The sequence below is a fragment of the Synechocystis sp. FACHB-908 genome, assembly GCF_014698595.1.
Classification (GTDB): Bacteria; Cyanobacteriota; Cyanobacteriia; order Cyanobacteriales; family Microcystaceae; genus Synechocystis.
This window is the reverse complement of the sequence record NZ_JACJTH010000004.1, coordinates 18,675-36,139: the sequence shown is the minus strand read 5'-3', so window position 1 is coordinate 36,139 and position 17,465 is coordinate 18,675. Positions and strand designations below refer to the sequence as shown.

Here is a 17,465-nt window from a genome sequence, read left to right as displayed (position 1 = left end):
TTGTTAAACTTCTTTTTTCTCTTTATATTACAAGGTAATAGAAAAATATTTATTAACTTTTATTTCTAAATAGAACTTTAGCAAAAATGTTTAATGACTAGTATTTACCTGACAGAACCCGGAACCAAGGTCAGTTATCACAATCAGCAACTACAGATCAAACAAAAATCCCGGCAGGTCATTACCCGCTTAGCGGAGATCGACTTGCTAGTGCTCTTTCCCGGCGTGCAGTTAACCGATGTGGCGATCGCCGTTTTGATGGATCAGGGCATTGAAACCATTTTTTTGCGGCGGGATGGTCAATTTCGGGGCCGTTTACAGGGGCAGTTTGCCACCAATCCCCTCACCCGCATTGCCCAATATCGGGTGCTGGACTCCACGTTTGGCACAGCCTTAGCCCAACGGTTAATTTTAGGTAAGGTGACCAATCAACGGGCCATCCTCCAACGTCGTCACCGAGACACGGGGAAAAAAAATAATGCCCTGGCGGAGGCGATCGACCTGATTGGGGCCTATCGTTTATCATTGCGCTCCGGTCTTGGTAATTCTTCCCGAGATCAATTAATGGGCATTGAGGGCATTTGTGCTAAACATTACTATCAGGTTTTTCAATTTTGCCTACCGGAAGGCTGGTCTTTTACGGGGCGGAATCGTCGTCCCCCCAAAGATCCCGTGAATGCGTTACTCAGTTGGGGCTATGGAGTGCTACTGGCTCGGGTATTTTCTGCCATCGTCCAGGCAGGTTTAGATCCCTACCTCGGATTTTTCCATGCCACCCAGCCCTATCGCCCTAATCTGGCCCTAGATTTAATGGAGGAGTTTCGCCCAGTAGTAGTGGATCAAGCCATTGTGCGTTTGCTCCGCTCTGGTATATTGGACCCTCTAGATTTTGAACCATCCTATGATGGGCTAGGAATATGGCTGGGTATAACGGCAAAAAAGCTATTTCTGACGGAGTTGGAGAGTATTCTACAAACCAGCTTTCTTTACAGTCCCCAATCCCGTCGACTAAAACTCCAGCAAATTATTTTGGAGCAGGCCCGCTGTTTGGGACGATGTTGTTTGGAATCAAGTTTGGACTATGAACCGTTCACGTTGTCCTAGGGAAAAGCCATGGATTTTTGGTTAGTTTGTTACGATGTGCGGGACGACAAACGCCGCCGTAAATTGGCAAAGTTACTCGAACAACGTTGTCAACGGGTCCAATATTCGGTGTTTGAATGTCCATTACCAGAAAAGGTATTGACGGATTTACTACATCGCCGATGGCTGAAGGAGTTAAATTTAAAGGAGGATAGTTTACGGGCCTATCCACTCCAGAGACAAAGCCGCAGCCAAGCTAAAATTTTCGGTAGCCCTGACCTGTATGAGCCACCAGATTTTCTGATTCTCTAAAGCCTTTTAAGCAAATAGTCAAAAAACAGAGCAGACTTCTTCCCAAATCGGTTATCTTCAAAGCAGATAGGAACTGCTTGATAGCCAGGATATCAGCCCATGCCTAACCCCACCGTTGAAATTAAGCTAGAGGATATTTTAGTCAGTATCCAAAAGGATCTTAATGAACTCAAGGTTTCCCAAGCAGAAATAAAAGGGCAAATCAGTGCCCTTGATGAAAAGTTAACTGGACAAATCAATGCCCTTGATGAAAGGTTAACGGGGCAAATTAAGGCTGTTGATGAAAAGTTAACAGGACAAATCAAAACCCTTGATGAAAAAGTCTCTGGCATTGGCAAACGGCTGGAAAACCAGGAATTTCTCAACAGGGGAATTCTGACTGCTTTAATCGTTGCCCTCATTGCCGGGGCGGCTAAACTTTTTGGGTGGCTCCCCACGTCTTAATGTTAATGGCGATCGCCGTTGAGGGATTTTTGGTTGTGTTGGTCACGGATTGGGGAGGGCAGTTAAAACATAGCGAATCATAACACCGATAACGGTTGTGCCGATGATACCGATCAATGTCCAAATTTGCTTGCTCTGACTGTCCTCTAGTTTCTCTACACGACTATCCAAATTACCCAGTTTTTCCTCCATTCTGGCCTGCCCTGTCTCCAATCGGCCCAGACGATCATCAATTTTGCCGAGATGATCATCAATCTTGGTTAGGATCTCTTTCAGGTCTGTTTCTATGGTTGGCATAGTTGTAGATGTCCCAAAATGACCTGGGTTTTCCTGGCACACACCGATTTTAGCGTGATGCCCAACCTAGCTCAGGACATTACTACTTGGAGCCGCAAATTAGCTCGAGTCCTTTTCACATAGGTCCTGGCTGTTTCATAATCCAATTCCAGCTCCTGGGCGATCGCCTTGAGGGATTCCCCAGCTTCATAGCGGGCGAGGATGGTGGCCTGTAACCGACAAATCTTTTTAGCCCGATCGCCGTCGGGTCGTTTTTGGTGGGTTAATAGGGCTTGGGTGAGCCATTCTATCCGCTCTTCCAGGTTCATTTTGGCCTGTTCTGGGGAAGTGTAGGGCAAATTAGACCGTTGGGCTTGCAAAATTGCTAAACGACGGGTCAGGGCTTCGTTTTCAGCCCGTAGGGTACCCACTTCTTCCCAAAACTGATTATGTTGGCTGATTTGGTTTGCATCCATTAAGGCACTAAAATCCCATTCCGTGAACCAATGGCGCAACAGGGCCAATTGCTTTAGGGCTTCGTTCAAGGTTTTGGCTTGCACATGGACGGCGGTGTGAATAATTTGCTGGAGGGTCAGATCCACCACGGTGGGTTGCTCCACTATGTTGTGGATGGCGTGGCGATGTTTGAGGGCCACCAGCAGGGAATGTTCTAGTTGCTCTAGCTCTGTTTTGATTTTGCCGAGATCTGCGGTTGTTTTTTTTGCCTCAGGTTCCAGTGTTAGGGCTTCTGTGCCTTGTTCCCAACCGGTGATGCCCTGAATCCAGGTGCGAATTCCCATGGAGGCAAATTTGCGAAAGGCTTGCCGAGCAGTTTCATTAGGCCGTTGGGATTCAAAGGCATACCACTCCAAAATATGGGCGCAAACTGTATCCCGCAGGATGGTCACATTTTTAAACTCGTGATAACTGTTCCGAACTGTTAGCTCTATATTTTGCAAGGGTTTCAGGAAATTTGAGCAGGAACTGCTCCGAACTGATTTGAGTACTACTCGGATGCTTTTTTCGTCAACTCCGCACAACCGAGCTAACCCCGATTGGCTCATGCCTGATTCCCCTGTGGCCTGCACAGTGAAAAACTCAATACCGTTTTCTTCGTATCGTAAAATGCTCATTGTGACCTCGCTATAGGTTACTCCCAGTGGGGGAACGGTGCTGACACACCCAACCCGCGACTGGGTTTATTTATGTTAGTTTACCCTTTCTATGGGTTCAAAATGTGTCTATCCCGACAAAATTAGGGCTATTACAACAACTCGTTGACACTGGCCATAAGTCTCAAACCCTTGTCGTGTCAGCGTTTGCTCGAAGTAAAAAATAAAACTCGTGGACACTACCATAGACAATATTTGCTTCTGTAATTGCTTCCCAAATCAGATCAAGTTTTGTTAAGCACTTGACGATTTTCAGCGGACGTTGTAGCAGTGAGCCTGACTTTGTCTGACGGAGCTTATGTAAAGTTTTATGGATTAATGCTTGCTTTCAGCAAATTTAGGTATTACTATGACCTTTATAGCCAAAAATAAGGCTTTTTATTGTTATGTTTTCAGTACGTAACAAATCGTTAAACGTCTACCTCTTGTTTGGCGGATTGGCACCTCGAAAACCGCATACAGACTGTTTTTCAGTGTGATAGGGTTCAACACCCTCTTTTCCCCGTCAGGGGACTGAAACTGTAGTAGAACCAATCGGGGTCGTCAATAACTCCCGGTTCAACACCCTCTTTTCCCCGTCAGGGGACTGAAACCGGGGCTTGGGGGGTTGGAGTCCCCGCCCCCGTGGTGGGAGTTCAACACCCTCTTTTCCCCGTCAGGGGACTGAAACTGTGAGTTGCATAATGCCTCCTAATGGCTGTTGGACTCATAAGTTCAACACCCTCTTTTCCCCGTCAGGGGACTGAAACCTTGGTATTTGTAGTTCTCGATGAGTGTTTTAGGCAGTTCAACACCCTCTTTTCCCCGTCAGGGGACTGAAACTGATAACGGGATGCCAGCCCTAAAGGTGATGAGCGGGTTCAACACCCTCTTTTCCCCGTCAGGGGACTGAAACCGTTATCCGGCAAAGAAACCACACTACTAAGCTCGACAAGTTCAACACCCTCTTTTCCCCGTCAGGGGACTGAAACTGGGCCGGGCGCGAGTTGTCCTCCTGTCCGAGGCCCCACGTTCAACACCCTCTTTTCCCCGTCAGGGGACTGAAACCGTTATCCGGCAAAGAAACCACACTACTAAGCTCGACAAGTTCAACACCCTCTTTTCCCCGTCAGGGGACTGAAACTGGGCCGGGCGCGAGTTGTCCTCCTGTCCGAGGCCCCACGTTCAACACCCTCTTTTCCCCGTCAGGGGACTGAAACCTATTAAGGCTATTTTCGCCACTTCTGTTTGAAAGGTTCAACACCCTCTTTTCCCCGTCAGGGGACTGAAACGTCACACCTCTTCACGAATCCTCACATCATGAATAAGCTGCACAGTTCAACACCCTCTTTTCCCCGTCAGGGGACTGAAACCGCGGGTCGAGATGTCGCTGGACACGCTGGTGCCGGACAGTTCAACACCCTCTTTTCCCCGTCAGGGGACTGAAACCTGGGCGGACTGGAGTTGCCACCTGCCGATGGCCTGCAGTTCAACACCCTCTTTTCCCCGTCAGGGGACTGAAACGAGCCAAAGTCAACTAGCACAGGCACGGCAAGCCATCCTGAGTTCAACACCCTCTTTTCCCCGTCAGGGGACTGAAACTCGTGCATCTGCGCATAGGAAGAGGTTAATTCCTCAACGTTCAACACCCTCTTTTCCCCGTCAGGGGACTGAAACAACGGGCAGCCCGAGTGGTGGGCATCGAGGTGGTGCTCGTTCAACACCCTCTTTTCCCCGTCAGGGGACTGAAACCCCCGCCACATTTTCGGATTAGAGGATTTGAATCGGCCGTGTTCAACACCCTCTTTTCCCCGTCAGGGGACTGAAACAGTTTCTCAAACTTTTCGGCGATCGCCGTCCAGGTGAGTTGAGTTCAACACCCTCTTTTCCCCGTCAGGGGACTGAAACTAGCGAAAAGTTATAGTTACCTTTGACCGGAGCTACCAACTCAGTTCAACACCCTCTTTTCCCCGTCAGGGGACTGAAACCCCCGCTGCCACGAGGGCAGCTGTAGACGCACCCCGTTCAACACCCTCTTTTCCCCGTCAGGGGACTGAAACTTAAATATACCCATCCCTAATAAAGGATAGAGATCTTGCAGTTCAACACCCTCTTTTCCCCGTCAGGGGACTGAAACGCTCTATTCTAATAACCCAAGCTTTTTTCAATTCTAAGTTCAACACCCTCTTTTCCCCGTCAGGGGACTGAAACCCGCTTGGTAGGATTGACCACCAAAGCTAGAAACAGGCACAGTTCAACACCCTCTTTTCCCCGTCAGGGGACTGAAACAGGGCGGTTAATCACTAGCGGCGATCTAGATATTGGTTCAACACCCTCTTTTCCCCGTCAGGGGACTGAAACTAGACTTCTATTTCCCCTCTTGCCGAGGGATGATACTGCAATTGAGTTCAACACCCTCTTTTCCCCGTCAGGGGACTGAAACTGCGCTCTCTTATCAAACGCCGCAACGCCATCAAGGCTGTTCAACACCCTCTTTTCCCCGTCAGGGGACTGAAACACGAGCGGAATCTTCTATGGATCGGATCACATCCTTAATGTTCAACACCCTCTTTTCCCCGTCAGGGGACTGAAACCTGGTGTCGGGGTTGTAGTATTCGTCTCGGTACAACAGTTCAACACCCTCTTTTCCCCGTCAGGGGACTGAAACACTATAGGGAGCGTTACCCTAGCTAGACATTGCCTAATCTGTTCAACACCCTCTTTTCCCCGTCAGGGGACTGAAACAAGAAGCAGAATAATGCGATTGAGTGGACAAAAATAAGAAGTTCAACACCCTCTTTTCCCCGTCAGGGGACTGAAACGGTTACGTATCGGCGTAACCGCCACTCCTTAGAGGTTCAACACCCTCTTTTCCCCGTCAGGGGACTGAAACCGCCTCCTGCGCCCTGGAGGGGTGATCCTACACCTCGCGGTTCAACACCCTCTTTTCCCCGTCAGGGGACTGAAACGATTCTGGTATACGTTTATCCCACCACTCCTTAGCTGTTCAACACCCTCTTTTCCCCGTCAGGGGACTGAAACCTCGTAAGCTAGGCAACGGCCTTGCTCGATGCACAGTTCAACACCCTCTTTTCCCCGTCAGGGGACTGAAACGGTGCAGCTGCGCCTAAGGAGATGGCTGTACAAGCTGTTCAACACCCTCTTTTCCCCGTCAGGGGACTGAAACCACCTAGAGGGTACCTCCCGGTTAGACCGGGGCTCTTATGTTCAACACCCTCTTTTCCCCGTCAGGGGACTGAAACAACATGGCCACAACAACCTTCCCGGAGCAAGGGATGGTTCAACACCCTCTTTTCCCCGTCAGGGGACTGAAACGGCGATATTTGGCGTGCCAGCCAAGTGAATTTTGGCGCTGGTTCAACACCCTCTTTTCCCCGTCAGGGGACTGAAACAACATGGCCACAACAACCTTCCCGGAGCAAGGGATGGTTCAACACCCTCTTTTCCCCGTCAGGGGACTGAAACGGCGATATTTGGCGTGCCAGCCAAGTGAATTTTGGCGCTGGTTCAACACCCTCTTTTCCCCGTCAGGGGACTGAAACCTAGCCTTTGTGGCTAACCCTCCTGCGCTTTGACATATAGGTTCAACACCCTCTTTTCCCCGTCAGGGGACTGAAACTTTTACCTCTTGCTCCTGCACAAGCTCAGCCTTAAGTTCAACACCCTCTTTTCCCCGTCAGGGGACTGAAACTCCTCCTCGCCTCTGAGAAAGAGTATGAAACACTGTGTTCAACACCCTCTTTTCCCCGTCAGGGGACTGAAACATGAACAGATTGCCATCTTCTAGGCGGATAGCCTGGGGTTCAACACCCTCTTTTCCCCGTCAGGGGACTGAAACCGCCCATTGTTTGTGCTTCCGGAAGAAGTCTTTCAACTTCGTTCAACACCCTCTTTTCCCCGTCAGGGGACTGAAACGTTATCACGAGTTATCTTGCGCAAATCTTGTAGTGCATCTTTTGTTCAACACCCTCTTTTCCCCGTCAGGGGACTGAAACTTTAGCGGAGGAGACCTCTTCTATTTCTCCTATAACCGTTCAACACCCTCTTTTCCCCGTCAGGGGACTGAAACGGGAGAACCCTAAAAAGTTCTCCTGTCTAATCGCCACCTGTGTTCAACACCCTCTTTTCCCCGTCAGGGGACTGAAACCGCTCCAGAGTGCGCCGCCGCCGAATTGCGGTCCAGTTCAACACCCTCTTTTCCCCGTCAGGGGACTGAAACGAGACTCTATCTTTGGAGTTTCTAAGACATTGGCGGTTTCTAGGGGTTCAACACCCTCTTTTCCCCGTCAGGGGACTGAAACATTGCTTGGCGTAGGTTGACTTACCCGAGCCTGGGAGACCAGTTCAACACCCTCTTTTCCCCGTCAGGGGACTGAAACTCCAAGGGCTCTTCGTCTTCAAAGGCCTTAGTTACCTCTGGTTCAACACCCTCTTTTCCCCGTCAGGGGACTGAAACATAATAAAGCACCCTCAACGGACTATGCCATGAACAACAGGACCCGTTCAACACCCTCTTTTCCCCGTCAGGGGACTGAAACGTTGCCAGTTTTGCCGTTTTTGCTGTTCTGAGATGTTCAACACCCTCTTTTCCCCGTCAGGGGACTGAAACCCCATAATAATTAGGCTCGCTACCATAAGGGGAAACTTCTTCCAAGGTTCAACACCCTCTTTTCCCCGTCAGGGGACTGAAACGCGCCTGAGGTGGTCAATAGTGACCCCATGGCTCGTTCAACACCCTCTTTTCCCCGTTAGGGGACTGAAACGATCAGCAAAAGTATCTCAATTGCTGACAGTGTCATAAACCTGAACAAGAGTCATTCCACGTCCAGAAATATTAAGCATTTCGTTGTTCAATTTTTTTACTACTTGCCGTAAGCCCAACCATTGATAATATCAATCAACTCATTGGACCAAGGGTTAGGATTGCGGTCTTGATAAATTTGCCAAAGAGACTGATAGTACCAAATAATGCCAGATTTGCTCCGACTGAACTTTTGCCAAATATCATTCCCATAGCGGTGTAGGTCGATCTCAATAGTGCGGGCATTATGGAGAGTATCCGCCAAAGAAATTTTCAGCACAGCGAGGGAAATGCGAGACATTTTTTGTAAATGCTGTTGTTTTCTCTCTTCCCAGGGCGGTTTCGGCACTGTGGAGCTATCGGAACACCCCAACACTAATTGAGCTACGGTTTCCCCAAACTTTTCCCGAATTACATTGAGAGTGGCTTCTCCCCCTTGGTCCTCCACCGCATCATGGAGCAAAGCGGCGATCGCCTCATCTTCATTGCCGCCCATTTCCAGCACTAAAGCCGTTACCCCCAGCAAATGGCTAATGTAGGGCACTGGGGAACCCTTGCGAAATTGTTGAGCATGTAACTGGTTAGCTAATACTAGAGCATCGCCAAAGCGTGGAGTGAGGGGAGTAGGATGGGATAAATTCATAAAATTCATTAATACTAATTTTGCTAATGGGAGTAAAGGGCTGCCATGGCCTGCACATCCGACGCCATCCGTTGCCGTAAATCCAGGGGAAATAACACCTCCACATTGGGTCCCCAAGCTCGCAGACGCATGATGACGTTATTGTCCTGGTCGCGATAGTCCATGCGGAAATAACTATGGGTTGGTTCTTGCTTCCCTTGGGCTTGCCATTGCTTAATTGCCCGTTGTAACTGTTCCTTTTCAGTAGGCTGGAGCTGTTGTTGCCCTAACCAAGTGGATAACTGCTGAACAGTGTCAAACTTTTTGAAGGTTTCATGGCGGAAACTTTCGTCAATATACCGCTCAGAAAAATCCTGATTAAAGCGGAGCACCATGGTTTTGAGGGGTTTATAAAAATCAAAACCAAAGCCTCGGCTTAACTGGGTATCAATGTAATCAGCAGTAAACAAATTTTGTTGTTGGTATTGTTCCTGTAAAGGCAAGGGAATTTCTGGATCAGACCAATCTAAATTGGCCATGGCTTTAATACGGTCAAGGCGATAGTTATACCAATCCAACTTATTTCTATCTTTGGGATCTTGGCCATAGGCACAAAGATATAAAGCCCGTTGGTAATAATAGATGCAGACCGGATAGGTAATGCGTTTAACAAGGCGGTGTAAACTTACGCTGTCATACTCTAGCCTAAGGATGGGAAACTCATTTTCCTGCCACAGTTGCTGAAAACGGTAGGGCCAATCATTATCTAGATCTCTTTTGGCTACCACATAATCAACGTGCATAAAAAACCGCTGTTTCTGGCCCATAGTGGCCCGGAATAAATCCGGTATTTCACTGAGATCTTCGTGGCGGATATAGGACAAATTAGGAAAATTAAAGTTAGCATCCACCGGCTTACTTTGGGCCAGAGAACTAAAATCAATTTCCTCTAGCTTGTGGAATTTATCACCTATTTTTTCTAAATAACCCAGTTTGACCAACTCCTTAAGGTTATTATTTATAGTCCTAGGAACACAGGCAAATAAACGATTTTTACCATCATTAGATTTACTTCTTTCCCAGCTTAAGGTATCAAGAAAACCTTGAATATCAGCATCTTCTGCCAGATAACAAGTTCCCCGAAAATCTTCATACCACTGTTGTTGATCCGTTGCTAAATAGTCGGCAAATAACCATTGATGGATAGATTTATGGCAGGGACACTGGTTATTACTATGTTCTAAACTATCCCTATTAAAATTTTGATGAAACAATTTTTGTTCTAAGAAGAATGCGTCACGCCACTCAGGGTAGGTAAAACTCTCGTTGAGATGGCAGTAAATGGGGTCAGATTCATGGCCATAGATGCAACGCAGAAGTACCCAAAGCCGTATCGCCTTGCCCAAATTGATGGGATTTTTCAAGCTCTTGCCCTGGAGCAGATGGGAAAGTAGAGGGACTGTGGGAGAATATTCAAACGTAGATTCCATGGGGCAAATTATTGTTGTTGCTGAACCAACCCTACTTTATAAGGTCATGAAAAACTGGTTTTCTATTGTTGAGTATAGTGATTATTCCCTTTGCTAAGAGCGTGTTTGAAAAGCCCCCCTGGCCCCCCAAGTTTTGGGGGAAACTAAGTCAAAGTCCCCCAGTATTGGGGGATTTAGGGGGCAGAATCAGACTTTATAAACAGGTTCTAAGCAAAGATTTAGCTTCCCATGGTTAGTTATCATTTGCACCTGAGGGAAAATACCCTCTACGTGGGCTTTAACCGAGAACAATCCGCCAGTGGCGATCGCCTGGTGCGGGATGCGGCCAGCCAAATTGATCAATTAATCCGCCAGGGACAATTAACTGGGGGCGAACTGTTAAAGGTTGATGGGCCCCAGTCGGTGGCCATTGCCTATGTATTGGCCCAACGATTAACTCCCCTCTACGGGGCGATCGCCATCCTGGATCCCAAGGTTTGTCGGCCGGGGCATCGGGTTTACATTGTGGCCATCAGCCGTAATGCAGACTACCCATTAGGCAGTTTGATTGAAGTGCCCATTGGCGGCAGTGCACTGCTGAAAGTAGCAGTGTGTGGCTTTCCGCAAACAGGGAAATCTTGCTTAATTGAAGGCATTCGCCAGGCCATCTGCTCCCAGATCGGCGCTCCCTATCCCTACGTGATCCGGGCCTGTCCCGACGGAGAAGGAGCTTGGTTGCATCAAACCCAGGTCAATAATCCTGCCCTAGCGGAAAATCTCCGGGCCCAAAATAAGCGGGATTGGAATGCTACTTTTGCCGAAACGGCGGCGGATTGGGTGCGGTCTGCCAATGAAGCCATTAACCTCATTGATACTGGTGGTCTACCGTCCCCAGAAAACCGTTTAATTATGGCCGAAGCCAGCCACGCCATTATTCTCTACAAAACTGTGGCAGAACGGGAGCAATGGTTAAACTTTTGCCAGGACCTGGGTTTACCACCCTTGGCGATCGTTGAAAGTCGTTTGGGTAATGCCTCCGATGAGGTCAATCTTTCTACCAAAGATCAACCCATTACCGGGGTAGTCTATGGTCTCAGCCGGGGTAAAGCCAATCTAAGGGATAAGTTAATGATCCAGGCGATCGCCCACCGTTTAATCGACCTGACTAGTTCTGAAAAATAGATCGGTACATCGTACTAAATTTTAAGATAGAAAAAGGGTTTTCCATGGTAGGGTTCAATGGTAGTTGGCTCTTGAGAAAAATTTGTTCCTATCCCCCTCTGGAGATTTGCCCCCATGGTCAGCATTCACATTACCCGCCATGCCATCCAACAACTACGCAAACTGCGATCGGCGATGAATAATCGGGTTATCCCAGATATTTTTGAGCAATTGTCGCTGGGGATGAATGCCGGGAACCATATCCTACGCCATAGTCAATGTACTGAATATCGTAAAAGGAGACTGGAAGGGGGAGGGTACCTACGCCTATTTTTTGATGACCACAGTCCCAGCCACTATAAAGTTATTGCCGCTGTCCTGCGGGATGATGACACCTATAAACGGGAATTTGATGATCTACCCAGGGATCCCTGTTACGGATGGAATGGAGAAACAGGTTGGGAATGGGATTGGTACATTAACGAAGGTTATCTCTATTCAGCTCAGCCCAGTGATCAACAAATCAGAGATACCAATGAAGCTGTAAAAACCGATAATTACCACCGCAATGATGGCAATAACCATCCCGACTACCATCGCGTTCCTTACCATTCCACCATTGACCAATCAGCCCCGGGCACAGGCAAAACCCTAAATGCTGCTGAAAAAGCCTGTGAATTGGCTTATGTAGGGCAAAATGTTGTCTTCCTTTTGCCAGAAGCATTAATCGACCAGCAGGTAACCAAATACCGCTGTATTCGTCAAAGTCTTCAGGAACCCGCCGGGGAAAATTTATTCATTGGCACGTTTCACCAATGGCTAGCAAAAGCTTTTCCCCAATTGCCATTTCAAGTGGCTTCCCCAGCGAAAGAATTGCAAGTCTTGCAAGAGATAGCTCAACAACATAGACATTGGCAAACCAGCGGCCGAGATCCCATTACTTACCGAGACGTTTTGCTTTACCAGCTTTACGTTATCAACAAAAATTGCCGGGAGGATGATGTTTTTTGGGACAACAAACCTAGAATTGAAGAATTGAGAGATATTCGACCCCAATGGTGGCAAGGGGCATGGACACAGGAAGAACTCTGCCGCCGGGACTATACCCTGCAAGTTTTGCAATATTTTCAGCAAAATCCGCCGGCTCCCCCTACTCCAAGTTGGGGCACCAGCATCATCATTGATGAAGCCCAGGACTACTTGGTGGAGGAAATCGAGATTATCAAGCACCTTTGTCACCATTGGCAAACGGAAGCAAAACATCCAGTAAACCTCTGGCTGTTGGGGGACATTAACCAACGCATTGCCCCGGTTGACTTTACCTGGGGAGGACTCCAGCTTAATAAAACCAGGGAGCTGCAATGGGATAACTACCGCACCACTGAGTCTATCCTGACCCTAGCTAACCGTTTTCAAGCAAGGGCAGATGCATCCAAGCCAGCGGATGCCAAATGGCTGCCAAAACCAACGGATCCTAAATTCTGTTTTGAAAAACCTGGGGATGCGGTTAAGCTCCTGGTTTAGCCTGATTTGACCACAGCGGAAACCTTTTTAGATCCCCTGGTGGCTACCATTTCCCAACAAATTAGTGAATGGCAGGAAAAACACTCTCTGCAATGGCGTTTAGCGGCCCGGGCCAGACTGTTTTGCAGTGACCATTACCATGTCAGCCCAGACCGGGTGAAATTTCTGGAATTTATGCCGGTTTCCCAAGCTAAAGGGCGGGAATTTGACTCCTGTATTGCCTTTTGCTTATTCGATTTACCCCAAAATGGCGGTCGGATGGAGGCTTATACCAAATGGTACACCCAACTTACCCGAGCCCGTTCCCGTTTGCTCATTGTTACCACTGAGGCACAGTTAGCGCAGATGGGAGAAGAAATTTTTGAGAACTTAACCATTACTAAAGGTGAGAAAACCGTTAATGCTGTTGAGCGACTAAATTACCAAAATCCAAAAGAGGTTACCGATGCCCTCGGCTGGATTACGGAATTAACCAGCAGTTTGGACACGTCAGCCACAGGGCGACAAGGACTCAGAGAAATTATCCTGGAAGGTGCGTTACAAAGCGATCCAATACTTTACTATGACTTGTATTATGTGCTGAAAAGCTATGACATTAGCAGTCAAGAAACAATGGCAATTGAGGCGGATATTGTCAACCTTTTATTTAACAATGCAGAATTGCAAGCTCCCTTGAAAGCGTATTTTGAGCAACCGGAAGTAGAGGAAGTACCCCGACTGCAAACATTAATTTACCGTTGTCTTGGCCAATCTTGGCAGGCGGCAGAAATAGCCCAGTCCCGAAAGCAATCTGACCCCGGCACTTACCAAGAAGTTATGGCTGGTATTCAGCAGGATTTACAGCACCGCCATCTGCCGTTGGAAGCCGATCGACTGGCAAGGTTTTATGGACTAGAAACCTCCACTAATAAGTTTGATAATGCTTCCTGGTTTAAGACATCAGATAAACTTATTCCCCTGCTGAAAAACTGGACAGAAGAACAACTAAAAGTTGGTTAAAGTTTGCTTTTCAATTCTGTCTCAATCATTAATTTTAATCTGGTAAAACAATGACAAGTCAAAATTTTGTTTCTGATCAAGATACCATTACTGCTCTGCAACAATTAACCGATTTAATTCACCAGGGACTACAGCAAGCTTGGGACCCTAATATTATTACCCAAGCCAAAGCTGAGATTAATCAAACAGCAGAGCAATGCAAGGAGCAATTCCATACTATCCATCAAGATGTAGAAGATTTACAAGGCTCGCTCTTAGAAATTGATCAAAGAAGTGGACAGTTAACAGACAGTATTGTCACAGCAGAAAAAGTCACAGAAGTGATCACAAAAATGGGCGGGCCTGATCAACTGCGCCAAGACTTTGACCGCTTGGAACAGTTACGCTCCATCACTGGACAAATTGGCGAAGCCCAAGCCATGGCCCAGCAATTGCAACAGCAAACGGAACAGTTACGCACCGACGGCGATCGCCTGGGGCAAACCCTAACCCAACTTGGGGGAGCGGACGCTTTGTTGGCCCAATTAGCCCAGTTAGAAGAAATTGCTTCCCAGTTAGCAGGATTAGATAGCCACATTGACCAAGTGACAACGGCGATAATTGATCGTTATCTACCCAGTTTTGAAGCAGGCAAAGAACAAATTGCCCAATGGCGATCGGAGGTTAAGGATCAGTTGAATTTGACATTAGCTAGCCTTGAACAGCAAAAACAGGAGATAAATGGATTAATTGCAGATTTGACTACCCAAAGTGGGCAAGTTAGCTCCCAATTAACAGATTTAGAACAACAGCAGCTCAAACTAGAACCCCTACTAACGGCGATCGCCAAATTGGCAGATCAATTAGGAGGACAGGATTTACTGCAAAAGGTAGCGACGGATTTAGGGCTTTTAGACGAAACCATTGCCCAACAACAGCGGGAATTAGTTAGCCTAAAAACCGATTTACGGGCTGAGTTTCAACGCATGTTTAACCAGGAGTTAGAGCAGTTTAAAAATGAACAACTACAAGTTAATCAGCGTTTACTTGTCGAAAATCGCCAGCTCAAGGAAGAAATTACTAAAATCTCCCAGGAATTAAACTACAACGCTGACCAGCTACGTCGGCTCCAAGCAATCAAATGTGATCGCCCAGTCTGGACTTTGAGCAACCTACGTCGTCCCACTCCCCCTTATTTACCATAGGATTTCCAGTCACTTCCGTTTTTTTACTATTAGGAGCGAATAATTATGGCATCCCTTGTTGAAATCAAAGAAGATTTATATGTACAGCTACAGGGCATTAATGTGGCAGATAAACACGGACGAGATATGGAAATTCAGCACTATCAACAATTACATAAGTGTATCGAATTAATTGAAGAATTAGAGACAGAATTAGTTAAATGTGAACTAATGAAAGGCCAAACTTTTGAGGGGGTTTATAAAGAAACTTTGGAACGCCCGGGGGAAGTATAATCCAGTCCCCCATGGACGAGGCATTGGTGGTAGATAAGAAAAAGCGTTTTCCACTGCCATTCTAGTCGAGAGTTACACCAATAACCATGAGCCTTTATCGACCCAGCAGAATACATCAATTCTTGTAAGAACAATAAAAATATTTTTCATTAGTTTAGCTCAAAGGAAAAATCTGAATTGCCCCCTGGAGAGAACGTAAATAATCTGAACGGGGGGAAGCTGTTGCTCCAAAGATGGTAACTACATCGAAAGGACCCAAGCTACGAACCCATATTGGAGAGGGTAAAACTTTTCTCTCTTTCTGCTGTCCATTAACCAAGATTTTATCTTTTTGTACACCTCCACATAAACTTTTTAGTTCGGAATAAACTCGTTTTAGTTCAGGAAAGTTTTTCTCTTTCTTCAAAGATTTAATTTGATCATCTAACTGATGAAATTTTTGATTTAACTTGCTGAGAGCGTAAGACTTAGCATTGTCCTGATTTGCATTAGGAACAACAAAAATGCGCATATTGAGATCAGCACATTCTGTCCATTGATGGCTAGAATGATTGAAATTATTACTTCTTTCAGTAAAATTGAATGTTGTTTTGAGTAAGCTTAAAAGATCAATTAATTGGGTAATTTTTCCCAATATCCTCAATCTAAATTCATCAATATTCCCGGGAATACTACTAAATTCACTAGGATTTTGCACAAAGAAAGATGAACCACGAATTTTAGGATTTCCCTTGCGGTAATAACAAGGGCGTCTTGCCCCTTGACCAATTCCTCCTAAATAAAACATGAGCCATATTAAGTTACTGAAAAGATTCTGAAGGTTATCTTTTTGGTTTTCGTCAACTTCAGAAGTAAAAAATAGACGCAAAGTTCCACTCTGTTCGTTTTCATTTTCGGGCTCTTTTTCAAGAACAGTAACTTTGATAATTCCCATAGATTGAGGATCCAAACTTCCAAAAATTTTTGCCTCTAAAACTTTTGTATTTTTAGGAGGCATAACTCCCAGTGCAAAAACACGGAACCAATAACGCAACATAGATTTAAACGCTGTTGGTCGCACTTCTGCTTGGTTACTGCCTCGCATTTGCCATTCATTTTTGTTATTATTCCAGCTCCATTCCCCAGGTTTTTGATAACCGTGAATTAGCTGACCTTCTAAAGCAAACTCTACCTCTAAAAATGGTTTACTTAGTAGTTTTTTTGGATTTTCCAACAACTGTCCGTAGCCGGTATTTATTTGGGAACCAGCTCCATTAGCTAAGCCATTAATGAGCCATTTTTTAACCTGGGTTAAAACTTGCTGGTCAGAACAGTTAGAAATTAGGCGTAGTCCAATTAAAAATGTTGGCTCTTTCAGTGAGAGGAACGGATTGGGATTAGGAGAATAATCAAGATGATTTCCTTCCCAACTCCAGATATTGTTCGCCATATCCACGGCCAAACACTTGCCAGAGGTAGGATAGGCATCCAAAAAGACAACTTTGCCCGCTTGGTCTGCTTTATCCGCATCCAAAGCCCCAAAGTGTTTAACAATCAAGGAATCTTTTTCTGCATCTTTCCAGTTTTTGCCTGTGTTTTGCATCACCTCACGGATCGCCTGGGTTCGGGCCACTCCCCGTAAAGTTGCCGAAGGGATATAGGGCATTCCCAACGCATCAAACGCTGGTAGCAAAATGCTTTCTGGCCCCCTGTGTCCCCCCACTCGAATGCGCCATGGACAAGTTACTTCAAAGGTTTCTTTGGCGATCGCCTTTGTTCGCTGATTGCAAACACTTAGACGGGCATCATAATTTTTGGCATTCTCCATTGCTTTTTGGAGAATTTGCACCTTGGTCGCATCCTTATATTGATGGTCAGCAGGACGCATCCAGCGCAGATATTCCACAAAGGAGGCTATTTTAGCTGGGTTAGGGGATGTTTGAGGATTAAGCCAAGGAGAAGGGGGTTGATTACCTCCACTACCACCACCAGCTTTTTTACCCCCACCACTTACAGGTGTTGTAATGACTTTCTTTTTAGGGGAATTTTTGTCTTTTCCTCCCGGATTTGGTGATAAGGGCGGCTGCGGTTTTTGGGGTCTTGGTTTTTCCATTGGATTAGGCATGATGATTTAAAACTAAAAGTTTTGAAGAATTACAAAATATT

The 17,465-nt window shown here is 46.5% G+C and carries 13 protein-coding genes and 1 CRISPR repeat array; of the genes, 8 read left to right on the top strand and 5 right to left on the bottom strand.

Features of this window, described 5'->3' with window-relative positions:
- Window positions 1-93: 93 nt before the first annotated feature.
- The 3 genes from cas1 (at window position 94) to H6G46_RS00320 (ending at window position 1,839) form a co-directional block, all read left to right on the top strand.
- Window positions 94-1,104 (top strand): CRISPR-associated endonuclease Cas1, encoded by a 1,011-nt coding sequence (gene cas1, locus H6G46_RS00330; RefSeq protein ID WP_011153740.1) that lies wholly within the window; start codon window positions 94-96, stop codon window positions 1,102-1,104.
- 9 nt (window positions 1,105-1,113) lie between these two features.
- Window positions 1,114-1,395 carry a CRISPR-associated endonuclease Cas2 gene (gene cas2 / locus H6G46_RS00325; protein WP_011153741.1) on the top strand — a complete coding sequence of 94 codons (282 nt, stop codon included), beginning with the start codon at window positions 1,114-1,116 and terminating at the stop codon, window positions 1,393-1,395.
- Between the two features lie 99 nt (window positions 1,396-1,494).
- A complete protein-coding gene (locus H6G46_RS00320) occupies window positions 1,495-1,839 on the top strand; it encodes a hypothetical protein (protein ID WP_011153742.1) in 345 nt (114 codons plus the stop codon).
- Between the two features lie 42 nt (window positions 1,840-1,881).
- On the opposite strand, the gene H6G46_RS00315 is transcribed toward H6G46_RS00320, so the two are convergent.
- From H6G46_RS00315 to H6G46_RS18345, 4 genes are all read right to left on the bottom strand, one after another.
- Complete coding sequence (locus H6G46_RS00315; protein WP_041428281.1) at window positions 1,882-2,136, bottom strand: hemolysin XhlA family protein; 255 nt, start codon at window positions 2,134-2,136, stop codon at window positions 1,882-1,884.
- A gap of 71 nt (window positions 2,137-2,207) precedes the next feature.
- A complete protein-coding gene (locus H6G46_RS00310; protein ID WP_011153744.1) occupies window positions 2,208-3,248 on the bottom strand; it encodes a hypothetical protein in 1,041 nt (346 codons plus the stop codon).
- Between the two features lie 522 nt (window positions 3,249-3,770).
- A CRISPR array of direct repeats spans window positions 3,771-8,050; the repeat unit is 37 nt; unit sequence GTTCAACACCCTCTTTTCCCCGTCAGGGGACTGAAAC.
- A 99-nt stretch (window positions 8,051-8,149) separates the two neighbouring features.
- Window positions 8,150-8,731, bottom strand: a complete 582-nt coding sequence (locus H6G46_RS00305) for an HD domain-containing protein (protein WP_011153746.1) — start codon at window positions 8,729-8,731, stop codon at window positions 8,150-8,152.
- A 23-nt stretch (window positions 8,732-8,754) separates the two neighbouring features.
- A complete protein-coding gene (locus H6G46_RS18345) occupies window positions 8,755-10,200 on the bottom strand; it encodes a TIGR03985 family CRISPR-associated protein (RefSeq protein ID WP_011153747.1) in 1,446 nt (481 codons plus the stop codon).
- A 228-nt stretch (window positions 10,201-10,428) separates the two neighbouring features.
- Between H6G46_RS18345 and H6G46_RS00295 the strand changes: the two genes are divergently transcribed.
- From H6G46_RS00295 to H6G46_RS00275, 5 genes are all read left to right on the top strand, one after another.
- Window positions 10,429-11,361 (top strand): hypothetical protein, encoded by a 933-nt coding sequence (locus H6G46_RS00295; protein WP_011153748.1) that lies wholly within the window; start codon window positions 10,429-10,431, stop codon window positions 11,359-11,361.
- A gap of 114 nt (window positions 11,362-11,475) precedes the next feature.
- Window positions 11,476-12,864, top strand: a complete 1,389-nt coding sequence (locus H6G46_RS00290) for a hypothetical protein (RefSeq protein ID WP_011153749.1) — start codon at window positions 11,476-11,478, stop codon at window positions 12,862-12,864.
- 6 nt (window positions 12,865-12,870) lie between these two features.
- Window positions 12,871-13,863, top strand: a complete 993-nt coding sequence (locus H6G46_RS00285) for a hypothetical protein (protein WP_223211239.1) — start codon at window positions 12,871-12,873, stop codon at window positions 13,861-13,863.
- Between the two features lie 50 nt (window positions 13,864-13,913).
- Window positions 13,914-15,047, top strand: coding sequence for a hypothetical protein (locus H6G46_RS00280; protein ID WP_011153751.1), 1,134 nt, complete (start codon window positions 13,914-13,916; stop codon window positions 15,045-15,047).
- Window positions 15,048-15,092: 45 nt separating this feature from the next.
- Window positions 15,093-15,320, top strand: coding sequence for a hypothetical protein (locus tag H6G46_RS00275; protein ID WP_011153752.1), 228 nt, complete (start codon window positions 15,093-15,095; stop codon window positions 15,318-15,320).
- 154 nt (window positions 15,321-15,474) lie between these two features.
- Here H6G46_RS00275 and H6G46_RS00270 read toward each other — a convergent pair whose 3' ends face one another.
- Window positions 15,475-17,424 carry an RAMP superfamily CRISPR-associated protein gene (locus H6G46_RS00270; protein WP_242018641.1) on the bottom strand — a complete coding sequence of 650 codons (1,950 nt, stop codon included), beginning with the start codon at window positions 17,422-17,424 and terminating at the stop codon, window positions 15,475-15,477.
- Between the last annotated feature and the right edge of the window lie 41 nt (window positions 17,425-17,465).